Here is a 17,138-nt window from a genome sequence, read left to right as displayed (position 1 = left end):
CTTGCCGCCTGAAGACCCATAATGGGAACAGACCTTGGTACGACTCGGGAGCGCCTGAGAGTGTCGAACCTTCGAGTGAACTGGCAATTGAGGGCCGTTCTTCCCGTTGCAGCCGTATTGCTCAACGGTCTATTGCTGTTCGTTCTTGTTACGCTGTCGCTTGGCGACCCGGAACGGAACACGGTGCTCGTGGTCGCTACGGCCGGAGCAGTATGTGTTTGCGCAGCGATGTTGATGGTGCTCGGCGTCGTCTTCCGCAGACCCATGGCCGAGTTGCAAGACAAGATCGCACAGGTCCGCGCGGGCAGCATGGATGTTGCCGTCAGTTTTGCCGATCGCAACGATGAGGTCGGCGACCTTGGGCGTGACTTCAACATGATGGTGCAGCAACTGCGCGAGAGCCGTGAAGAGATTCAGCACCTGCACCGTACACAAATTTCCAGGGCGGAGCATCTCGCGACCCTGGGAGAACTGGCGGCAGGGCTCGCGCACGAGATTCGTAATCCCCTAGCCGGGATTGCGGGCGTTATTGAGATCATCGGCCGCGACTTGCCGAAGGAGAGTCCTGCTCGCCTGGTGCTGAAGGATGTTCGCGCCGAGGTGTTGCACATCAATCGCATTGTCTCCGACTTGCTGGAGATCGCGCGGCCAAAGGCCCCGGAGTTTCGGCCCGGCGACATCAATGCGACCGCGGAGCATGCCGTCCTGTTTGCCCGTGAGCAGGCGCACACGAAGGGCGTGGAACTCGAACTGATCCGAAGCGAAGGGCTTCCGCCGCTCGATCACGATGCCGGCCAGATACATCAGGTTCTGCTGAACCTTATCCTGAACGCGATCCAGGCGTGCGATGCCAATGGCAGGGTACGCATTGAGATCACCAGCACCGATAAGCTTGTTTGTGTTGCGGTAGATGACACCGGAAAAGGAATACCGCCGGAGATCCTTCCCAACATTTTCCGCCCGTTCTTTACCACGAAGGGTAACGGCACCGGACTTGGACTATCGCTGGCGCGCCGAATCGTGGAGGACCACGGCGGACGCATCGACGTGACGAGCTGGCTCGGCAAAGGCAGCAACTTTGTCGTCGTCCTGCCGCAGCAGCGATCAACAATTGAGGTCGGTTCGTAGTAAAGTAGTGAACAGGAATGCCCGCAGAAAAAGTTCTCATCGTTGATGACGAAAAGCTCGTCCGCTGGTCCCTGCGCCAGAAATGTGAAGAGTGGGGCTACCACGTTCTGGAAGCCGAGAATGGAACGGCTGGCCTCCGGATGGCGCACAACGAGTCCCCCGACCTCGTACTGCTGGACGTCCGCCTCCCCGATCTGAATGGAATCCAGGTTCTGGAACAACTCAAGCAGGCCGGCAACGCGCGCGCTGTCATCATGATCACGGCTGATCCCCAACTGGAGGACGTGAAAACGGCTCTGAAGTTGGGCGCGTACGATTTCGTCGGCAAGCCGCTCGACTTCGACGAACTCGCCGTGGCCGTGAAGAACGCGCTGGAAACGACGCGGCTGCGCAGTGAAGTGGAATCGCTCCGTGGCGAGGTTCGCAGGCGCGCGGGCTACCACGACGTCATCGGCGTCTCGCAAAAAATGACGGGCCTGATGGTGTTTGTGCGCAAGATCGCCGCCAGCGAGGCGACGACAATCTTGATCCAGGGCGAAAGCGGCACCGGCAAGGATCTGATCGCGAAAGGCATCCACTACGAGAGTAGCCGCCAGAACAAACCCTTCATTGCTATCAACTGCTCGGCTATCCCCGAGACGCTGATGGAGGCCGAACTTTTCGGTCACGAGCGTGGCGCATTCACCGACGCGAAGGCAATGAAGAAAGGCCTGTTCGAGATGGCCGATGGAGGAACGCTCTTCCTCGACGAAATCGGCGAACTATCTCCTCTCCTTCAGGCCAAGTTGCTGCGCGTTTTGGAAGACCAGGTCATACGCCGCGTCGGCGGAGTGCGTGACATGCAGGTGGATGTCCGCGTCATCGCAGCGTCCAACCGGGACCTGGAGCGCGCTGTTCGCGAAGCTCAATTCCGGCAGGATCTCTTTTATCGCCTGGCGATCATCTCGGTCTTCCTCCCGCCCCTGCGCGAGCGCAAGGAGGACATTCAACCTCTTGTGGACTACTTCATCGAGCGCTACAACCGCAAATTTCGTAAGGGCGTTCGCGGACTGACGGACGAAAGCCGCAAGCTATTGATGAAGCATAATTGGCCAGGCAACGTTCGAGAGCTGAAGAACGCAATCGAACGCGCAATGATTTTGGAAGACGAAGAGTTCTTGCGGCCGGAGTATCTGCCATTCGCCGTAGGCCAGCAGGCAACGGGATTGACCGCTTTCGAAATGACGTCGCTGAATGCGCCGGGCGCACCGCTGCGAAATGGCCGCAGTTTGCCACCGTTGACGATCCCTGAGGGCGGCACTTCTCTGGAGGAGGTGGAACGCGCACTGGTGGAAATGGCGCTTTCCCAGGCCAACGGGAACCAGACCCACGCGGCACGGCTGCTCGACATCAGCCGCGATGCACTCCGCTACAAGCTAAAAAAATTTGGGCTGATGCGATCCGACGAAGAAGACGCGGCAACAGCCGAGGTGTAATCGAACGCTCGCAGAAAGGTAAGGGGCACGGCTTGCGCCGTGCCCTTACCTTTTCTGTTCATACACGTAGGCACTGATTTTTGCTGTGTTCTATCGTGCTAAATGGTTCGTGATGCCCCAGCCAGTTTCCCGTCCTTGAGACGGTACACCTCACCGCGCCAGGTCACGGTATTCCCGGCGAAGCTGGCAATCCATACTGCGAGGCCGACAATGTCGCGCAGCGGTACGAGCGATAGGTCTCGCAGGTTGCGCTCGTCTCGCAATACAGCGGTGCAAAGCAGGTACGCACAAGCGAATCGTGTCACGGTCGTGATACCTAACAAGGCCCAGGCCCAGAGTGCTCCGGCGGAAAATAGCAAGGCGAGAATCGCCCAGGGCAGCGCGAATGTGACGAGCACTCCAAAGTATCCCAACCGGCGCATATCGCGCACTGTGCGCGCCCATCGCAATTGGTGCTCGAACATCTGACGGAAGGTGTAGGCGGGCAGAAAAGTTTCCACGACTGGCTCCGCGAGCACCACTTTGTAGCCTGCGCGCGCGGTGCGGACGCCCAGTTCGTAATCGTCAGCGAGGTAGTCGAGCAGAGGCTCGAAGCCGCCGATGTGTCCCAGCACTCGGCGCGGCATCGCGAGAGTCGCGCCAAGCGCGAAGTGCATCCCCCCGTCCAACTGCTTCGCGCAGAGCACGCCTCCGGCAAAGTCTGTGCTGATGGTGACGGCCTCCAGGCGGGAAGCTATCGTGCGATCGGAAACCGCCCGGTACAAAGTCGTTACGAGCCCCACGGAAGAGTCTGCAAAATGGGCTGCTACAGATCGCAGGTAGTCGGGCGGCACGCGGATGTCGCTGTCATTCACGAGCACGTGGTCGTAGCGGGAGGCACGCAACATCTGCACCAGGTTGCTCACCTTGCGATTCGTGCCGAGCACTTCTCTGCCGACGACCAGTTCGATCCGTCGTGCCGGAAACTCACGACGCAGGCGCTCGACCTCCGCTACCGCAGGATCTTCGGCGTCGTTAACGCCGAAGATAATCTCGTACTCTGGGTAGTCCTGCAGACAGTGGCTTCGGAAGGATTCGTACATCTCCGGATCGGCGCCGTGCAGCGGCTTAAGAATGGTAATCGATGGCGTAAAGCCGGGCCGCATCGTGACCGGGGCGCTCACATGCTGACGGATGCTCCATAACGTGAGCACCAGATATCCGAGCCCGCAAATCGCGAGCAGCCCGCATATGCAGGCCACAAACGTGAGCAGTGAATGATTCATTAGAAGCGTGGGACGATATCTCCGCTGAGGTGAACGAAGGTTCAGCTTACCAAACCGGAGTTGTCCAGGAAAGCTGTGCGAATACGGCATACAGGGATCGGGCGGCATCACAATCCCGATCTCAATAGCGAGACTAGATTGATTTCTCGGAAAGAAAGTATTGGAACTGAACCTTCAGCAGCGAAGGTTCGAGGCACTCTCGTCTCAATAGGCTCGAACCTTCAATATTCGTGGCGCTCAGCGGCTTGCCGCACGTTCTCCATTATTATGTCTTGGCACGAGTCACAATTCAGCATTTACCGAATAGAGCTGGTGTTGTCGAGCGCGTTCAGTTGCTGGGTCAAGTAAAAAGGAAACCAGGTCCTTCAAAACAATTACCTGAAACGAGGGGAGGCGGGATACGCCATGGAAAAGCTGGTGAGTAATTCCATGGAATTCTCTGTGATGGACGTGGTCTTCTTCTAAGAACGAAACGATATCGAAACTCGTTTGCCACTTGTCGCCCAGCTCCCAACAGACTGCAAGGCCGATTTCGTTCGCGTTCTTCTCGCCTGTATCCATCTCCTCAATAAGCGAATCGAGGCTGTATCTGTACTCAAGTACACGAACAGGAGAGATGATGGGCTGTTCTAGCCCCGAAAAGTGTTCGGCGTCAACGCCCAGCGGATTCTCCTCAGCTCGGATGAACTTCGTGAAGGGAGGCTCGATATAGATGCGATACAGACCGTCGTACTGATTATATTGGCTTGACGAGAGCAGTTGAATACCGCGGATTAAGCCAGATGACAGCATTTGGTTGAACAGCGCGACAACATCTTGCTCGACCAAGGGTAGTGACCTGATCGGCAGTTCTTCTTCCGGCGCAAACAAGCCTTTTCCGCTGATCTTAAGTGGATACGATTTCTCATGTTCCTTTTGATCATCGATCCACTTCTCTAGTTTCACCGCTTGCATCAATGCGGGCGCTCCTGTGTTCTTCCGCAGCAGGCGCTCGTAATAGTGCCGATAAGCGGTCACAGCCGATACAGACAGCTTCTCGGCCAACTTTGTGTGTTCGGGCTGAAAACCTTTTCGCCCGAGGTCAGGTTCGGAATTCTGAAAGTGAACGATGATATGGGTAATATTCTGAAATCCGATATTGTTCGTGAGCGGGATGGTCACAGGTTGCCCCTGAGGCATATGCTTGGTCGCCTGTTGCAATCCGCCCCTGAGAATCCGGCTACCTTTCCGCAGACCCAATTTGTTGTCGTTATAATCGTCCCACAGGTCTGTCGAGTAACACATGAACACGTACATTTGCACGCCGAGCTGCGAAACCAAGTCCTTCTCGGAATCATCCAATCGTGGTTTTATAGGCGACTTGTTTGAAAGAATCTCCGTGTGGTCCCATTCACCCCAGATACCGTTCAGGTTCGTAAACTTGGCGGGAACCTTTGAAACGTCGAGTCCCTTCTCGACGCGCGATGCCTGGTCCTTTAGGAAGTCGCGTAGGTCCGCCGTGCGTCCTAGGACCTCATGTGGGTATAGATACTTCGGAGTATCAAGGTTAACTAGCGTAGTCGTGGCCGGCTTGCCGCTGATCACCTCTACTTCAACAGAAACTGAGGGCGCCGCCTCACTCGAAATATAGATGCCGCCCAATGGAGTGTGTGCCCGCAGTAAGCACATCCAAACGTCTGCCGTTTTGGCAATGAAATACTGCAAACTGCGCGGGCGGATTGCGCTCCCAATCAACTTCAACGTGAAGGAGGTACCTCTGTCGATCGATTCGAACGCCGTGTGTGTTGGTAACCGGTTGTACCCGAGGGCGACCTACGACGTTTGACATGTCCTCCAGCCAGCTTCGTCCGTTCTCCAGCACACCTGAACAGGCCGATTTCCCATCGATCTTGGTTGCTATCTCCAAGTAGTTGAACCCATAGGCCAGATATGTTGCACCGACGCCTTTGCTACCTCGTGTTCCCCCACCTTCCTTAAACGAGTAGCCCGGTTTCAAAAAGGCCCGGAACTGTGCCTCGGTCATTGCACACCCGTTATCCGTAACGGAAATTGTCTCATTGGGGATATCAATGGTGATCCAGATTGCCGGCTTGTAATTGATGTCCCCTTCTTCGGCCCGTTTTTCTACTGCGTCCAGCGCGTTCTGTATCAACTCGGCAAAAAGATCGTAGTAACCCGTGTAACTTTTGAGAATGTTATGGATTTCTCGTTTCTGAGCGGCAAGGACGAACTCTTCGTCAGTGGCCTCTTTCAACGGATCCCAGCCCAGCAATGGCGCAGCGGTTGCTTGTTGCGGAGTCATGGCGCGTATGTTACCACCGCAGTCAACGCAAGCTTATTTTTAGCTGTCAAGGAAGTCGAGGAACTGCCGATGGGCTGGCACACAACGATAAAGGTTCGGCATTCGTGATGATCAACCGCAGAGGCAGAACGAGCTCCTGAAACTCAGAGCTAACAAGCAAGTTCCTGTGATTCTACTCGTAGCGTAGCGCCTCGATGGGATCGAGGTTAGCGGCTTTCCATGCTGGGTAAATGCCGAATATCAGCCCAATCAGCGCAGAGCTTGCGAAGGCGAATGTAGACCACTCGACCGACATTGTCGCGGGAAGAGAGGGCCACATGATCGGAATTGCCATGGTCACCAGTCCACCACCCAGGATTCCGATGATGCCGCCAATGCCGGTCAGCGTGATTGCCTCCAGCGTGAACTGGAGCAGGATGTCGTACTTGCGCGCGCCGACGGCTTTACGCACGCCAATCTCGCGCGTTCGCTCCGTGACGGAAACGAGCATGATGTTCATCACCCCAACTCCGCCCACCATGAGGCCGACGCTCGACACGGCGAACATGAAAACGAAAACGCCGCCCGAGATCTGGTCCCACACATCCAGCAGCGAATTCTGGCTGAATACGGCAAAGTTATCCGGTTGATCGGGACGCAGCTTGCGTCGTCTTCGCAGCAACTCACGCATCTCGTCGATCGCCTTCGGCACATCGTCCTGCGACGTCGCTTTGACGCTGATCCAATGCTCTTTCAATTCAGGATGCAACTTTCGAAACGTGGTGTAGGGGAAAAAGACGATGTTGTCTTCCGGATTGGTGCCACCGCTAAAGCCCTTCTTCTTCTCTGCAACGCCGACCACTTCAAAGAGCTGCCCTTCGATATTGATCTCTTTGCCGATGGGGTCGTCCTCGCCAAAGAGTTCTTTTGCCGTATCGTAGCCGAGCGCGATGACGTTGCGGCGGTTCTCTTCTTCGGATGGCGTGAACCAGCGGCCAGCGTGCGAGGCGAAGTCAAACACCTCCATGGCCGTCACCGTGTCGCCTTCGAGGATGGTGTTGTTCGCGCGCCGATTGTTGTATTTGACGACGTAAGTTCCGGTACCGAACTGCGGCAGAAAATAGCGTACGCCGGCCGAGACTGCCTTGACGTGCGGCAGGTCTTTCATCGCCATCGCGTCCTCTAGCGTCAGTTCCTTGCGGTTCAGCATCTCCGACGTAGGGTGCCCAAACGTAAATGGCTCCATGTGGAAGGCGAAGATGATGTTGGAGCCCATCTGTTGCACGACGCCTTGCACGCGAGAGTTGAGTCCGCGCACGACCGACGAGATGCTGATGACGGTCATCACCCCGATCACGATACCGAGCACCGTCAGGCCGGAACGGAGCTTGTTCTTGACAATGGTCTCCAATGCCATGCGGACGATGTGACGATAATCGTTCTTGGTAGCCATACGCCTCTACAGTTCGAAACGAAGTGCGGCGATGGGATCGAGCCGCGCCGCACGCCGCGCCGGGTACACTCCGAAGAAAATTCCAACACTGGCCGAAACAATCAGTGCCGCAGCCACTGCCCACAGTTTGATCGCTGACGGCATCCCGATCAGGTACGTTACGGACTTGGCAATCACGATGCCTACGATTACACCAATCACGCCGCCGACGAAGGCCATCGTACTGGACTCGATCAGGAACTGTTGAAGCACATCACCGCGCCGCGCACCCAGCGCCTTGCGAATGCCGATCTCCCGCGTCCTCTCCGTGACGGAGACGAGCATGATGTTCATGATAACGATGCCGCCGACCAACAGTGAAATCGACGCAATCGCAATCGTGACGATGAAGAACGTGCCGCTCAGGTCAGCCCATATGCTGAGGAAACTCTGGTTCGTATCGGCCGAGAAGCTGTCCGGCGCACCCGGACGGTCGTGTCGGCGGGAGCGCAATACGACGCGAGTCTGGTCGAGCGCCGATTCGAGCGGCGCTCCGATGTCGTACGCTTTCCCCCAGATTCGTATGCTGTTGTGCGTGCCGTACTGGCCGAACCAGCTGGTGATGGGAAGGATGACCCAGTTGTCGCGGCTCTGGCCGAGCGTCTTGCCTTCGCGCTTCCCGACTCCAATCACGCGATAGGTGCGGCCATCGACGCGAATCTCTTTGCCAATCGGATCGACTCCGCCCATCAGGTTATCGACAATGTCCTGTCCGATGATTGCAACGTCGGTGGCGTTGTTGAGATCAGCTTCGTTGATAACGCGCCCGGCAACGAGGTCCAGATCGTAGATAGGCGCCATGGAGGGCGTCCATCCCCGGATCGACGTATCGGAACTGCTCTGCTGGGAGTACTTGACCTTACCGCCGAATGAATTGACCGCCGCCCCGACGTAGCGGCAAGCCGTGCAGGCCTCGGCTACTGCGTGGAAATCTTCGAAGGTGATGTCCTTGCGCTTGCGACTCTCGAGATACTCGTCAGCGTTGGTGATGACGTTCGGCATCTTGCTAACGATAAAAACGTCAGCGCCGAGGTTGAAGATCTTCTCGGCAACGTAGCCATTGATGCCGTTCACAAAAGTAACAACAGCGATAACCGCCGAAACACCTATAACGATTCCAAGAAGCGTCAAGATAGAACGCAGCTTGTTCGCCCACAAAGACTGCAGGGCTATACGAATTGCTTCAGCAGTATTCATGAGAGTCCGGTTTCGCTAAGAAGTTTAGCAGACAGCTCGCGAGGCCCGAAGCGTGGTTCTACCCACGCTTGACACAGGCTTCTGCGGTGATTGCCGGCTCGATCGGGATAAAGATGCAGGCCAGCTTTGCCCCCTGTGTTTCAAGCAAACTCGGTGTTCAAGACCCCGTGTTCCTGGTGAAACCTGCTCTCTCCAAAAACATCTATATAATCAATTGGTAGTCGCCGGATCGGATGGTCGCTTCCGCTCATTTACGCTGGCATTGCCAGGCAGAGTGAGGCCGGGGAGAGGAAAGTCCGAACTCCGCAGAGCAGTGTGCCGGATAACGTCCGGGAGGCCACCGTCAAGGGTGGCCGACGGAAAGTGCCACAGAGAAAATACCGCCGGTGCTTTCGAGCACAGGTAAGGGTGAAAAGGTGCGGTAAGAGCGCACCGCCCGGGCAGTAATGTTCGGGGCATGGCAAACCCCACACGGAGCAAGACCAAATAGGGATGGAAGGCGCGGCTTCGGCTTCGCCTGCGTGTCGGCTCGATGCGCCACAACATCCGGGTAGGTCGCTAGAGCCTCGCAGCGATGCGCGGCCCAGAGGAATGACCGTCCTGTTGTACGAAAGTGCAGCAGACAGAATTCGGCTTACAGATCCGTCGGCTCACATAGCCCCTCTCGCCGGAAACGGCGTGAGGGGTTTCCTGTAACTACTGAGTCGTTGAGCTGCTGAACTCCTGAGCCGCTGAGCAAGAAAAGATTTGTCTTCCTGATGAGCGAGGGCGTAAGCCCGAGTCGAAGGAGCCCTTTTACCTCCGCTCAGGAACAAGGTTCCTGACTCAGTGGCTCAGCAGTTTAGTAGCTCAGTGCGTCAGTGAAGCGATTGCGTCTGCAGTGCGGTAATGGATGTCGTTGGCGGTGAGCACATGCTTTCCAAAGAAGCGAACCTCGGCATCGGCCTTCGCTCCTGTCTGTAGCCACATCCCTTCCACTTCACTGAATGTCAACGTGAGTTGCATCTTCTTCACCCACCAACTGGGACTCTTGGCCGGTTCCCCGGCCATTCGCCTCACGTTGAAGGTTGTCGCATCGATCCACGCCTTGCCGCGAATCAGATCCTTGGAATCTCGCTTCGGCTCGATCGCCAGCACAAAACACCGGCGTCCTTCCACAACGTCTACCCCCGCGAACACGAAGTCATAATTGACAGGGGTCAGCGCAGTTTCTTCCCACGAGGCTGCCATCTCACGTTCGTGTTGCAAGACCTTACGGACAATCCTCTCGCCTTGGCCGCTGCCTTTTCTCTCGCGAATCCTGTAATCCTTGGTCACCGGAGGTACAAAGCTGATTTCGGCAATGACGCGCGAGTCTGTTTCCGCGGATTTGTCGCCGTACAGGCGGTATTCACGAGTGACGGTGTAAGCGCGTATGCGTTCGCGATTCGCGGCCTGCTCAGCGGTAAGGCGAGCCACAATCTCATCCGCGTTGAGCGCGACACCGCCCTGAGTCGCCGAGCCGGGATCTTGCGCCAAGCCGTTCCCGATGAACGCCAGCAATACCAGTGCGCTCAGAAGCGCTTTTGATTCGGATGGAAGACACATGCTGCGTACTCAAGAGCAAGCATCGTGCCAGTCCAGACTTCCCCCGCTACCAGGGATTCCGGTAAAAAATGCCAAAGTTTGGAATGTGCGTTTCACTTTCTCTCAGGCGGGAAGGAGCATCAAGCAGCGACTTTCTAGCAGCCAAGCCGAAAGACAACGCCCGGCCGGATGCAATCCGAACTGGCCCACTGATTTCCCAGTGTCAATCAGTCAGCGGGAACTCCCACCGAGTCTCCTCGAGGTTGCGGAGAGCGCGCGTAAAAACTCCCATGAGTGGAATCGAACTTCTCACTATCGACGTTTGGGGCAGAGTAGTGGGAGAATCCCGCGATTAGGTACCTATTTGCCTTCGTATTTCATTCGCCGCAAACGGTTCGAGCCTGTGGACTGCTGTGGATAGCAGTGCAAACCGTCAAGTTTTATTTTAACTCGTTGAAAACAGGCAACTTCTAGTTCTCGATTAGAACAACAATACTTTGTGGTACCCCCTTGACAGGTACAACATGGGGGCGTACTGTTTTCCAGCTACTTGGGAATCCGGAACCTCAAAAAGGCCCGGAACTCGCCCAAAAAGTTGAGGGCCAAATGAGTTCGTAGCTCACTCGACCCTTGTAACCGAAAACACAACCGGGCTTCGGCGGCGTCTTCTTGCTTGGAAGCAGGTTTATACGTCGCTGAGGTTCTGGATGTCAACATGAAAAGGACACACAAATGTTGCTCAGAACTTCAAACACTACCCGGACCGGCACTCGGTTCGACGAAGCAGTAGTTCAGCAGGTCTGGAATAAGGGCACCATCGTTCCGGGTTACGATCCGAACGTCTACCGCAAGGATGCGTGCAGCGCCTGGATGCAGCGCAACCGGCACGGCATGACGATCGCAATGGGATGGGAAATTGACCACATTATCCCGGTGGAACACGGCGGTGTAGACAGCCTCTTCAACCTCCAGCCGCTTCAATGGCAGAACAATCGCGCGAAGTCGGACAAGATCACACCGACTCCGGGCACGTTCTGTGCTGTGCGCACTTAACAACGAATCCCTGGCGGCTCGTCGAAGATGGCGAGCCGTTTCAGGTTTGGACGGCAATTCTTTAGGTCGGAGGAACGCCCGGACACTCGTGTGTATCCGCCTATCTCGATCTCCAGGGCACAGGTGAATACCCGGACGGTTCAGCTACGAGAGATGGCTTCCTCGTACACCTCGATCATGCGCTGTACCGTCGTGTCCCAGGAGAACTTGGCCGCCTGCTCCAGTCCGGCGATCTTCATTCTTTCCCGCAGAGACTGATCCAGCAGCACGCGATAAAGAGCGCGGCTGATCTCAAAAACGTTTTCGGGATTGACCAGGACAGCGGCCTTTCCGGTGACTTCCGGCAACGCAGAAGTATTGGATGCCACCACGGGAGTTCCATGCGCCATGGCTTCAAGCGGCGGCAGTCCGAAACCCTCATACAGTGATGGGAAGACAAAGATTTTTGCCGCGTCGTAAAAGATGCGCAGAACATCGATGGGTACAAATCCCAGGAAGCGGACGTCGTTCTGCACGCCGCTTTTTATAACGGCTCGCCGAAGGTCTGGGTGCTTCGACAGTTCGTCGCCAATGATGATGAGCTTGAGGTTCGGACAACGCGCATCTTTGGCGAGGTCCGTTTTCAACGCAGAAAAAGCTTCGATGATCCGAACCACGTTCTTATGAGGACTGATGCGCCCGGCATAAAGCAGGAATGGATAATTCACCTGGTATCGCTCGGCGATCATCTCGCGGTCGGCGTCCGTGGTGTGCCCTTGCCGGAAGCGGTCGTCGATGGCGTTGTAAACAACCTCGATTTTCTTCTCGGGTACCTGGAAGACGCGCGATACGTCTTTGCCGGTGAAGTGTGATACGGCGAAAATGCGCGCCGCCTTCTTCATCACGAGGCTCGTCAGATAGAAATGCATCATCTGACCCATCGCCGACCGCGAGTTCACGCGATACATGTAATCGAGCAAGTCGTGAACGGTGATGACGTACGGACAATCTCCGGGTGTAGGACGCCAGAAAGTGTGTGGCACATGCACGAGTTGGCAGCCATGATGTTTCACGTGGCGGCGGAACTCGAAATAGCTCTTGAGAGCACCCTGCGAAGACGCTACCGGAATGGAATGGAAGTTGGGAGGCAGGTCGCCGATTTCGCGCAGACGCTCGACCATGCCAATCAGAAAGTATTCGTTGCGATGGTCAAGACGACCCAGCGATCGGACGACGTTGCGAATGTAGGTCGCAACGCCGAAGTCGGCTACACGTCGAATGTCGATGGCAACTTTCACGCGGAGTTCCTGCATTCATTGTCGCATGTTTGCCCATCGCGCCTGGTGTTGTTACAAAGCCACGGCGCGGCGAGCCTCGAACAGCCGGCGACAGCACGGCACAAAGCGAAAGTCCCCGGCCCGCAATCACGCGAACCGGGGACCCGTATGTTCAGCCATTTTCGTCTGCTAAGCGCGGATTGCGGCCGTTTTTGAATTGCGCCGCTCGGCATAGAGCGGGAACCGCTCTGCCAACTCGAGCACCTGCCGGCGTATGCGCTTCAGCGTTTCGGCGTCCGTGCGGTTGTTCAGTGCGTCTGCGATCCACTTGCCGATCTGGCGCATCTCCGCTTCGCCCATGCCGCGGGTGGTAAGCGCAGGCGTGCCCAGGCGAATGCCGCTCGGCTTCATCGGCGGATTCGTATCGAACGGGATAGCGTTCTTGTTGACCGTGATGGCGGCTTCTCCGAGCGCCTTCTCGGCTTCGCTGCCGAGCATGCCCTTGCTGAAGACGTCCACGAGCATCAGATGCGTGTCCGTCCCGCCGGAGATGATGCGGAAACCTTCATCGGCCAATGTCTGTGCCAGCACTTTGGCGTTTGCAACAACCTGACGAGCGTACTGCTTGAACTCAGGCTGCAGCGCTTCGAGGAAGCAGACGGCTTTCGCTGCCATGATGTGCACGAGCGGCCCACCCTGGCAGCCGGGGAATACGCTCTTATCGATTGCAGCTGCGTACTCCGACTTCGACAGGATCATGCCCGACCGCGGCCCGCGTAGCGTCTTGTGCGTCGTCGTGGTCACGATGTGCGCGTGCGGCACGGGTGAAGGATGCGCCCCGCCAGCGACCAGTCCGGCGAAGTGCGCCATGTCCACCAGGTAGAGCGCGCCAACCTTGTCTGCAATCTGGCGCATGCGCGCAAAATCAATGATGCGCGGATACGCGCTGCCACCGCCGATAATCAACTTCGGATGCTCGCGCTCGGCGACTTTTTCAAGTTCGTTGTAGTCAATGGTCTCGGTGTCACGCGAGACGCCGTAGGAAACAATGCGATACGTCTTGCCTGAAAAACTAAGTTTGTGACCATGCGTAAGGTGTCCGCCATGTGCCAGGTCCAACCCCATCACGGTGTCGCCCGGGTTGATGACCGCAGCATAGGCGGCCATGTTCGCCGAGGACCCTGAGTGCGGCTGCACGTTTGCATGCTCGGCGCCGAACAACTGCTTGGCACGATCGCGCGCCAGGTTCTCAACAACGTCGGTGAACTCACATCCACCGTAGTAGCGCTTTGCCGGATACCCTTCGGCGTACTTATTGGTGAAAACGGAGCCTGCGGCTTCCAGAACGGCTTCGCTGACAAAGTTTTCAGATGCGATCAGTTCCAGGCCTTGGTGCTGCCGGTTCTCCTCATTCGTGATCGCCTGCGCCACTTCCGGATCCACTTCGCTCAAAGTACGCGTCATCCAATTGTCTTTCATTTCTTATTCCATTTCCGGCCCTATCTTGAGGCCTGCACAAACTTATGGACGCTCAGTTGTCACAAGAACCGTGCTTGAGTTCGTCCTTTTCAATCTCGGTAATCTTGTCTACGCGACGCTGGTGCCGCCCGCCAGCGAAGCTGGTTCTCAGCCACTTATCGACGATCTTCAAAGCCGTAGGCTCGTCCAGAACTCGCGCACCAATCGCAAGCACGTTGGCATCGTTGTGCTCGCGTGAAACCTCAGCTTCGAATTCGGAACTCACATTCGCCGCACGTACGCCGGGCACCTTGTTCGCGGCAATCGCCATACCGATTCCGCTACCGCACACCAGAATGCCCAAGTCAGCCTTCTTCTGAGCAACGTGTTTGCCGACGTTGCGCGCAAAATCCGGGTAGTCAACCGATTCGTTCGATACCGTACCTTCGTCCTCTACGTTGTAACCGGCGGCGACGAGGTGATCTTTCACTTTTTGCTTCAATTCGAAGCCGGCATGATCTGCACCGATCGCTATCTTCATGGCAAGATTGTAACGCGACAGAAGGCCCCGGTCATGCGAGCTAGTTTCGCGCTGCTGAGCGAACATGTACAACAGTGTGGACGGATAGGTTCTGCTGGCTTGTAGCTGACGCGCTTTCGGCGGATAATCACGCGGACCGCCATGCGCGTAAGCGTACCGGCGCAGCACTCACTAGACATGAGGTTCGGCATGGCGACGCCATCGGAAAGTCCGGCAGCAAACATCTATCGCTACATCGTTTTCGACACATCCACCTACGTCGCCCACATCACCCTGAACAACCCGCCGTACAACGTACTCAGCGTTCCCTTGATGAAGGAACTCGCGGACGCCATTGAAAGCCTTAACGGTCGCAACGACATTAAGTGCATTCTGCTGGACAGCTCACAACGCACCTTCTCGGCCGGCATATCGTTAGAGGACTCGAAGGCTGACCGCGTCTTTCAGACTCTGGAGATGTTCAATCGCGTTTTCCAGGCGATTGGCGAAATTTCAAAACCGCTCATCGTTGTCGTCAACGGGCCTGCAATCGGATCAGGATCCGAACTCGTGGCCTTCGGCGACATGGTGATTGCGACTCCCAACGCGCGCTTCGCACAGCCGGAAGTAAAGATGGGAACATTCCCGCCCTTCGCCGCTATCATGCTTCCTCAGTTGATCGGGCCGAAGAAAACTTATGAACTGATCCTGACCGGACAGGCTTTGACCGCGGAGGAAGCGAAAGACTTCGGCTTTGTAAATCGCGTAGTGCCAGAAGCTGAATTGCAGAGTACCGTTGCGGAAGTGTTAACTCGCATCGGCGAATTCAGTGGTCCAGTTCTTGAAATGACCAAAAAGGTCATCGGCTCCGCCATGGGCCTGCCAATGGCCGAAGCCATTAAGAAATCGCAGGACATCTACCTTAACCAGCTCATGGCGCTCGAAGATTCACAGGAAGGCCTTCGCGCCGTTCTGGAAAAACGCAAACCGATATGGAAGAACCGCTGAGATGATTCCCATTACCCAAAAAAAACAAGGAGCACGCTCAGGGAATGCGTGCCCCTTGTTCGTTCAGGTCCTCTTGGAGAACCTCTGGGGGAGGAAATTCAGAAACAGCATAACGGCCAGCCTACTCTGCCTCCACTGAAATCGAGAGTAGCGGCGTCTTTTTCGGAATAGACGGCGAGAGCGGGGCGACTCGGATATCAATGTGCGAACGCCTTACCTACGAAACGAGAGATGTGCCAGGCGTCCATGTATTTGTAGGGAGTTTCCCCGAGTGTGTAGTGGCCACAGGGCAGCGCCTTAATGGTCGTCCCTAGTTTGCGTCGTTCGAATTCCGATGCAATCTGCAGTGAGAACTCCGGCAGGAACGTCAGATCGTACTTCGTGTAGATCATCAGGGATTTCTTGGGCCAGCGCGCGAACTTGTCGAAATAAGCCATGGGGCTCACGGCCAGGAGTGCACGGCGCAAACGATCCTGGTCAATCACCTCTTCCACGCCTGCGCGCACGTGCCGCGTCGATTGGCCCGTCCACATAACGTCGCCGAAATACGTGGACGCGTGATTGAAAACGTTAATCTTCAGCCGCTCATCGTGCGCACTGGCGATGAACGCATAGCAGGAGCCCAGGCTCGTACCCAGGATGCCTAGCTCCGTATATCCCTGCTGCTCCAGCCAATCGAGACACGCTCGAACATCGATTACACCCTGTCGCGCAGCGTCGATCGTGCGCCCCATGTTGGCGGAAACCGCGTAGTCGGCGCGCTGCAAACTCGCGGGCATGCGTACATCGTGGTAAGGCATGCTCATGCGCAGGCCCGCAATTCCCATAACGTTGAATATCTGGCACAAGGCGTTGTGACTGATGGCGTCGGAATTCCACTGCGGCAGAACGAGAATCGCTCGCCGTCCCTTCGCCGGGAACCAGCGCGCATTCATCACGTTGTTTTCCGGAAAGGGCGTCTCTACCGGCGACGTGAAGCGAAGGAAGGTGCCGATCTGATTGGCGTACTTCAAATCGTGCTTCAGATCAGGATTACTGCCCGTAGCGTGCACGCGGACGGTACGCTGTTCCAGCCGGAAATCCGTTGGCGTGCGATAGGAAAAGAACTCGTCGCTTTGTTCGACGAGGCGCTCGTTCAGCGCGTAGAAGTAGTCCTCAATCTCCCCTGTGCCGGGGCCGGGTCGATGGCCATTGACGAGCGGCCAGCGCTCGGTCCAATCCAATCCCCACTCGAACGGGCGCACTACGCGATTGGTATCGCGCGTCGTGAGACGGTGCTCCCAGTTGTACATAAACTTCTCGTAACGCTTACGCATAAGATTTTCGAGCCTATAGAAAATATAGCAAATGCGGCGCGCAGCACCTGCCCCGCATAGACGCCTTGTCCGCACCTCATAGACGCTGCGCGAGAGCCAGCTTTCATTGTCTTCCGTCAGCCA

The 17,138-nt window shown here is 56.4% G+C and carries 14 protein-coding genes and 1 other RNA gene; 5 read left to right on the top strand and 10 right to left on the bottom strand.

Annotation, left to right across the window (positions count from 1 at the left end; translation table 11 throughout):
- The first annotated feature begins 21 nt into the window (after positions 1–21).
- Positions 22–1,128 carry an ATP-binding protein gene (locus VN622_05065; GenBank protein ID HWR35225.1) on the top strand — a complete coding sequence of 369 codons (1,107 nt, stop codon included), beginning with the start codon at positions 22–24 and terminating at the stop codon, positions 1,126–1,128.
- 17 nt (positions 1,129–1,145) lie between these two features.
- On the top strand, positions 1,146–2,603 hold the full coding sequence (locus tag VN622_05060) for a sigma-54 dependent transcriptional regulator (protein ID HWR35224.1): 1,458 nt from the start codon (positions 1,146–1,148) through the stop codon (positions 2,601–2,603).
- Positions 2,604–2,701: 98 nt separating this feature from the next.
- Here the strand turns inward: VN622_05060 and hpnI are convergent, their stop codons facing one another.
- The 5 genes from hpnI to VN622_05035 all read right to left on the bottom strand — a co-directional run bounded on the left by hpnI (position 2,702) and on the right by VN622_05035 (position 8,838).
- Positions 2,702–3,868: a bacteriohopanetetrol glucosamine biosynthesis glycosyltransferase HpnI gene (gene hpnI / locus VN622_05055; GenBank protein HWR35223.1), complete on the bottom strand. Its 1,167-nt coding sequence runs from the start codon at positions 3,866–3,868 to the stop codon at positions 2,702–2,704.
- Between the two features lie 282 nt (positions 3,869–4,150).
- The gene (locus tag VN622_05050; protein HWR35222.1) at positions 4,151–5,509 is read right to left on the bottom strand and encodes a hypothetical protein; all 1,359 of its coding nucleotides are present in this window, start codon (positions 5,507–5,509) and stop codon (positions 4,151–4,153) included.
- Positions 5,484–6,170, bottom strand: a complete 687-nt coding sequence (locus VN622_05045; protein ID HWR35221.1) for an ATP-binding protein — start codon at positions 6,168–6,170, stop codon at positions 5,484–5,486. Before VN622_05045 ends, VN622_05050 begins: the two co-directional genes overlap by 26 nt.
- A 172-nt stretch (positions 6,171–6,342) precedes the next feature.
- Positions 6,343–7,602 (bottom strand): ABC transporter permease, encoded by a 1,260-nt coding sequence (locus tag VN622_05040; protein HWR35220.1) that lies wholly within the window; start codon positions 7,600–7,602, stop codon positions 6,343–6,345.
- 6 nt (positions 7,603–7,608) lie between these two features.
- A complete protein-coding gene (locus VN622_05035) occupies positions 7,609–8,838 on the bottom strand; it encodes an ABC transporter permease (GenBank protein HWR35219.1) in 1,230 nt (409 codons plus the stop codon).
- Positions 8,839–9,059: 221 nt separating this feature from the next.
- On the opposite strand from VN622_05035, the gene rnpB reads away from it, so the two are divergent.
- An RNA gene (gene rnpB, locus VN622_05030) (RNase P RNA component class A) lies at positions 9,060–9,491 on the top strand.
- 196 nt (positions 9,492–9,687) lie between these two features.
- On the opposite strand, the gene VN622_05025 is transcribed toward rnpB, so the two are convergent.
- On the bottom strand, positions 9,688–10,425 hold the full coding sequence (locus VN622_05025) for a hypothetical protein (protein HWR35218.1): 738 nt from the start codon (positions 10,423–10,425) through the stop codon (positions 9,688–9,690).
- A gap of 711 nt (positions 10,426–11,136) precedes the next feature.
- On the opposite strand from VN622_05025, the gene VN622_05020 reads away from it, so the two are divergent.
- Complete coding sequence (locus tag VN622_05020; protein ID HWR35217.1) at positions 11,137–11,457, top strand: HNH endonuclease signature motif containing protein; 321 nt, start codon at positions 11,137–11,139, stop codon at positions 11,455–11,457.
- Positions 11,458–11,597: 140 nt separating this feature from the next.
- On the opposite strand, the gene VN622_05015 is transcribed toward VN622_05020, so the two are convergent.
- The 3 genes from VN622_05015 to rpiB form a co-directional block, all read right to left on the bottom strand.
- Entirely contained in the window at positions 11,598–12,734 is a 1,137-nt protein-coding gene (locus tag VN622_05015; GenBank protein HWR35216.1) for a glycosyltransferase family 1 protein, read from the bottom strand.
- A gap of 168 nt (positions 12,735–12,902) precedes the next feature.
- The gene (gene glyA, locus VN622_05010; GenBank protein HWR35215.1) at positions 12,903–14,192 is read right to left on the bottom strand and encodes a serine hydroxymethyltransferase; all 1,290 of its coding nucleotides are present in this window, start codon (positions 14,190–14,192) and stop codon (positions 12,903–12,905) included.
- 52 nt (positions 14,193–14,244) lie between these two features.
- Positions 14,245–14,712, bottom strand: a complete 468-nt coding sequence (gene rpiB, locus VN622_05005) for a ribose 5-phosphate isomerase B (protein ID HWR35214.1) — start codon at positions 14,710–14,712, stop codon at positions 14,245–14,247.
- A gap of 141 nt (positions 14,713–14,853) precedes the next feature.
- On the opposite strand from rpiB, the gene VN622_05000 reads away from it, so the two are divergent.
- Positions 14,854–15,699: an enoyl-CoA hydratase/isomerase family protein gene (locus VN622_05000; GenBank protein ID HWR35213.1), complete on the top strand. Its 846-nt coding sequence runs from the start codon at positions 14,854–14,856 to the stop codon at positions 15,697–15,699.
- A gap of 197 nt (positions 15,700–15,896) precedes the next feature.
- Here VN622_05000 and VN622_04995 read toward each other — a convergent pair whose 3' ends face one another.
- Positions 15,897–17,015, bottom strand: a complete 1,119-nt coding sequence (locus tag VN622_04995; GenBank protein HWR35212.1) for an abhydrolase domain-containing 18 — start codon at positions 17,013–17,015, stop codon at positions 15,897–15,899.
- Positions 17,016–17,138 lie beyond the last annotated feature (123 nt).

It is taken from the genome of Clostridia bacterium (genome assembly GCA_035561135.1).
Taxonomy (GTDB): Bacteria; Acidobacteriota; Terriglobia; order Terriglobales; family Acidobacteriaceae; genus DATMYA01.
This window is presented reverse-complemented; position numbering and strand designations above follow the sequence as displayed.

What these genes read in the sequence shown, in the direction of transcription:
- VN622_05065 (HWR35225.1), top strand. Translation starts at nt 22, where the DNA reads ATGGGAACAGACCTTGGTACGACTCGGGAGCGCCTGAGAGTGTCGAAC.
- VN622_05060 (HWR35224.1), top strand. Translation starts at nt 1,146, where the DNA reads ATGCCCGCAGAAAAAGTTCTCATCGTTGATGACGAAAAGCTCGTCCGC.
- hpnI (HWR35223.1), bottom strand. Translation starts at nt 3,868, where the DNA reads ATGAATCATTCACTGCTCACGTTTGTGGCCTGCATATGCGGGCTGCTC.
- VN622_05045 (HWR35221.1), bottom strand. Translation starts at nt 6,170, where the DNA reads ATGACTCCGCAACAAGCAACCGCTGCGCCATTGCTGGGCTGGGATCCG.
- VN622_05040 (HWR35220.1), bottom strand. Translation starts at nt 7,602, where the DNA reads ATGGCTACCAAGAACGATTATCGTCACATCGTCCGCATGGCATTGGAG.
- VN622_05035 (HWR35219.1), bottom strand. Translation starts at nt 8,838, where the DNA reads ATGAATACTGCTGAAGCAATTCGTATAGCCCTGCAGTCTTTGTGGGCG.
- VN622_05025 (HWR35218.1), bottom strand. Translation starts at nt 10,425, where the DNA reads ATGTGTCTTCCATCCGAATCAAAAGCGCTTCTGAGCGCACTGGTATTG.
- VN622_05020 (HWR35217.1), top strand. Translation starts at nt 11,137, where the DNA reads ATGTTGCTCAGAACTTCAAACACTACCCGGACCGGCACTCGGTTCGAC.
- glyA (HWR35215.1), bottom strand. Translation starts at nt 14,192, where the DNA reads ATGAAAGACAATTGGATGACGCGTACTTTGAGCGAAGTGGATCCGGAA.
- rpiB (HWR35214.1), bottom strand. Translation starts at nt 14,712, where the DNA reads ATGAAGATAGCGATCGGTGCAGATCATGCCGGCTTCGAATTGAAGCAA.
- VN622_05000 (HWR35213.1), top strand. Translation starts at nt 14,854, where the DNA reads ATGCGCGTAAGCGTACCGGCGCAGCACTCACTAGACATGAGGTTCGGC.
- VN622_04995 (HWR35212.1), bottom strand. Translation starts at nt 17,015, where the DNA reads ATGCGTAAGCGTTACGAGAAGTTTATGTACAACTGGGAGCACCGTCTC.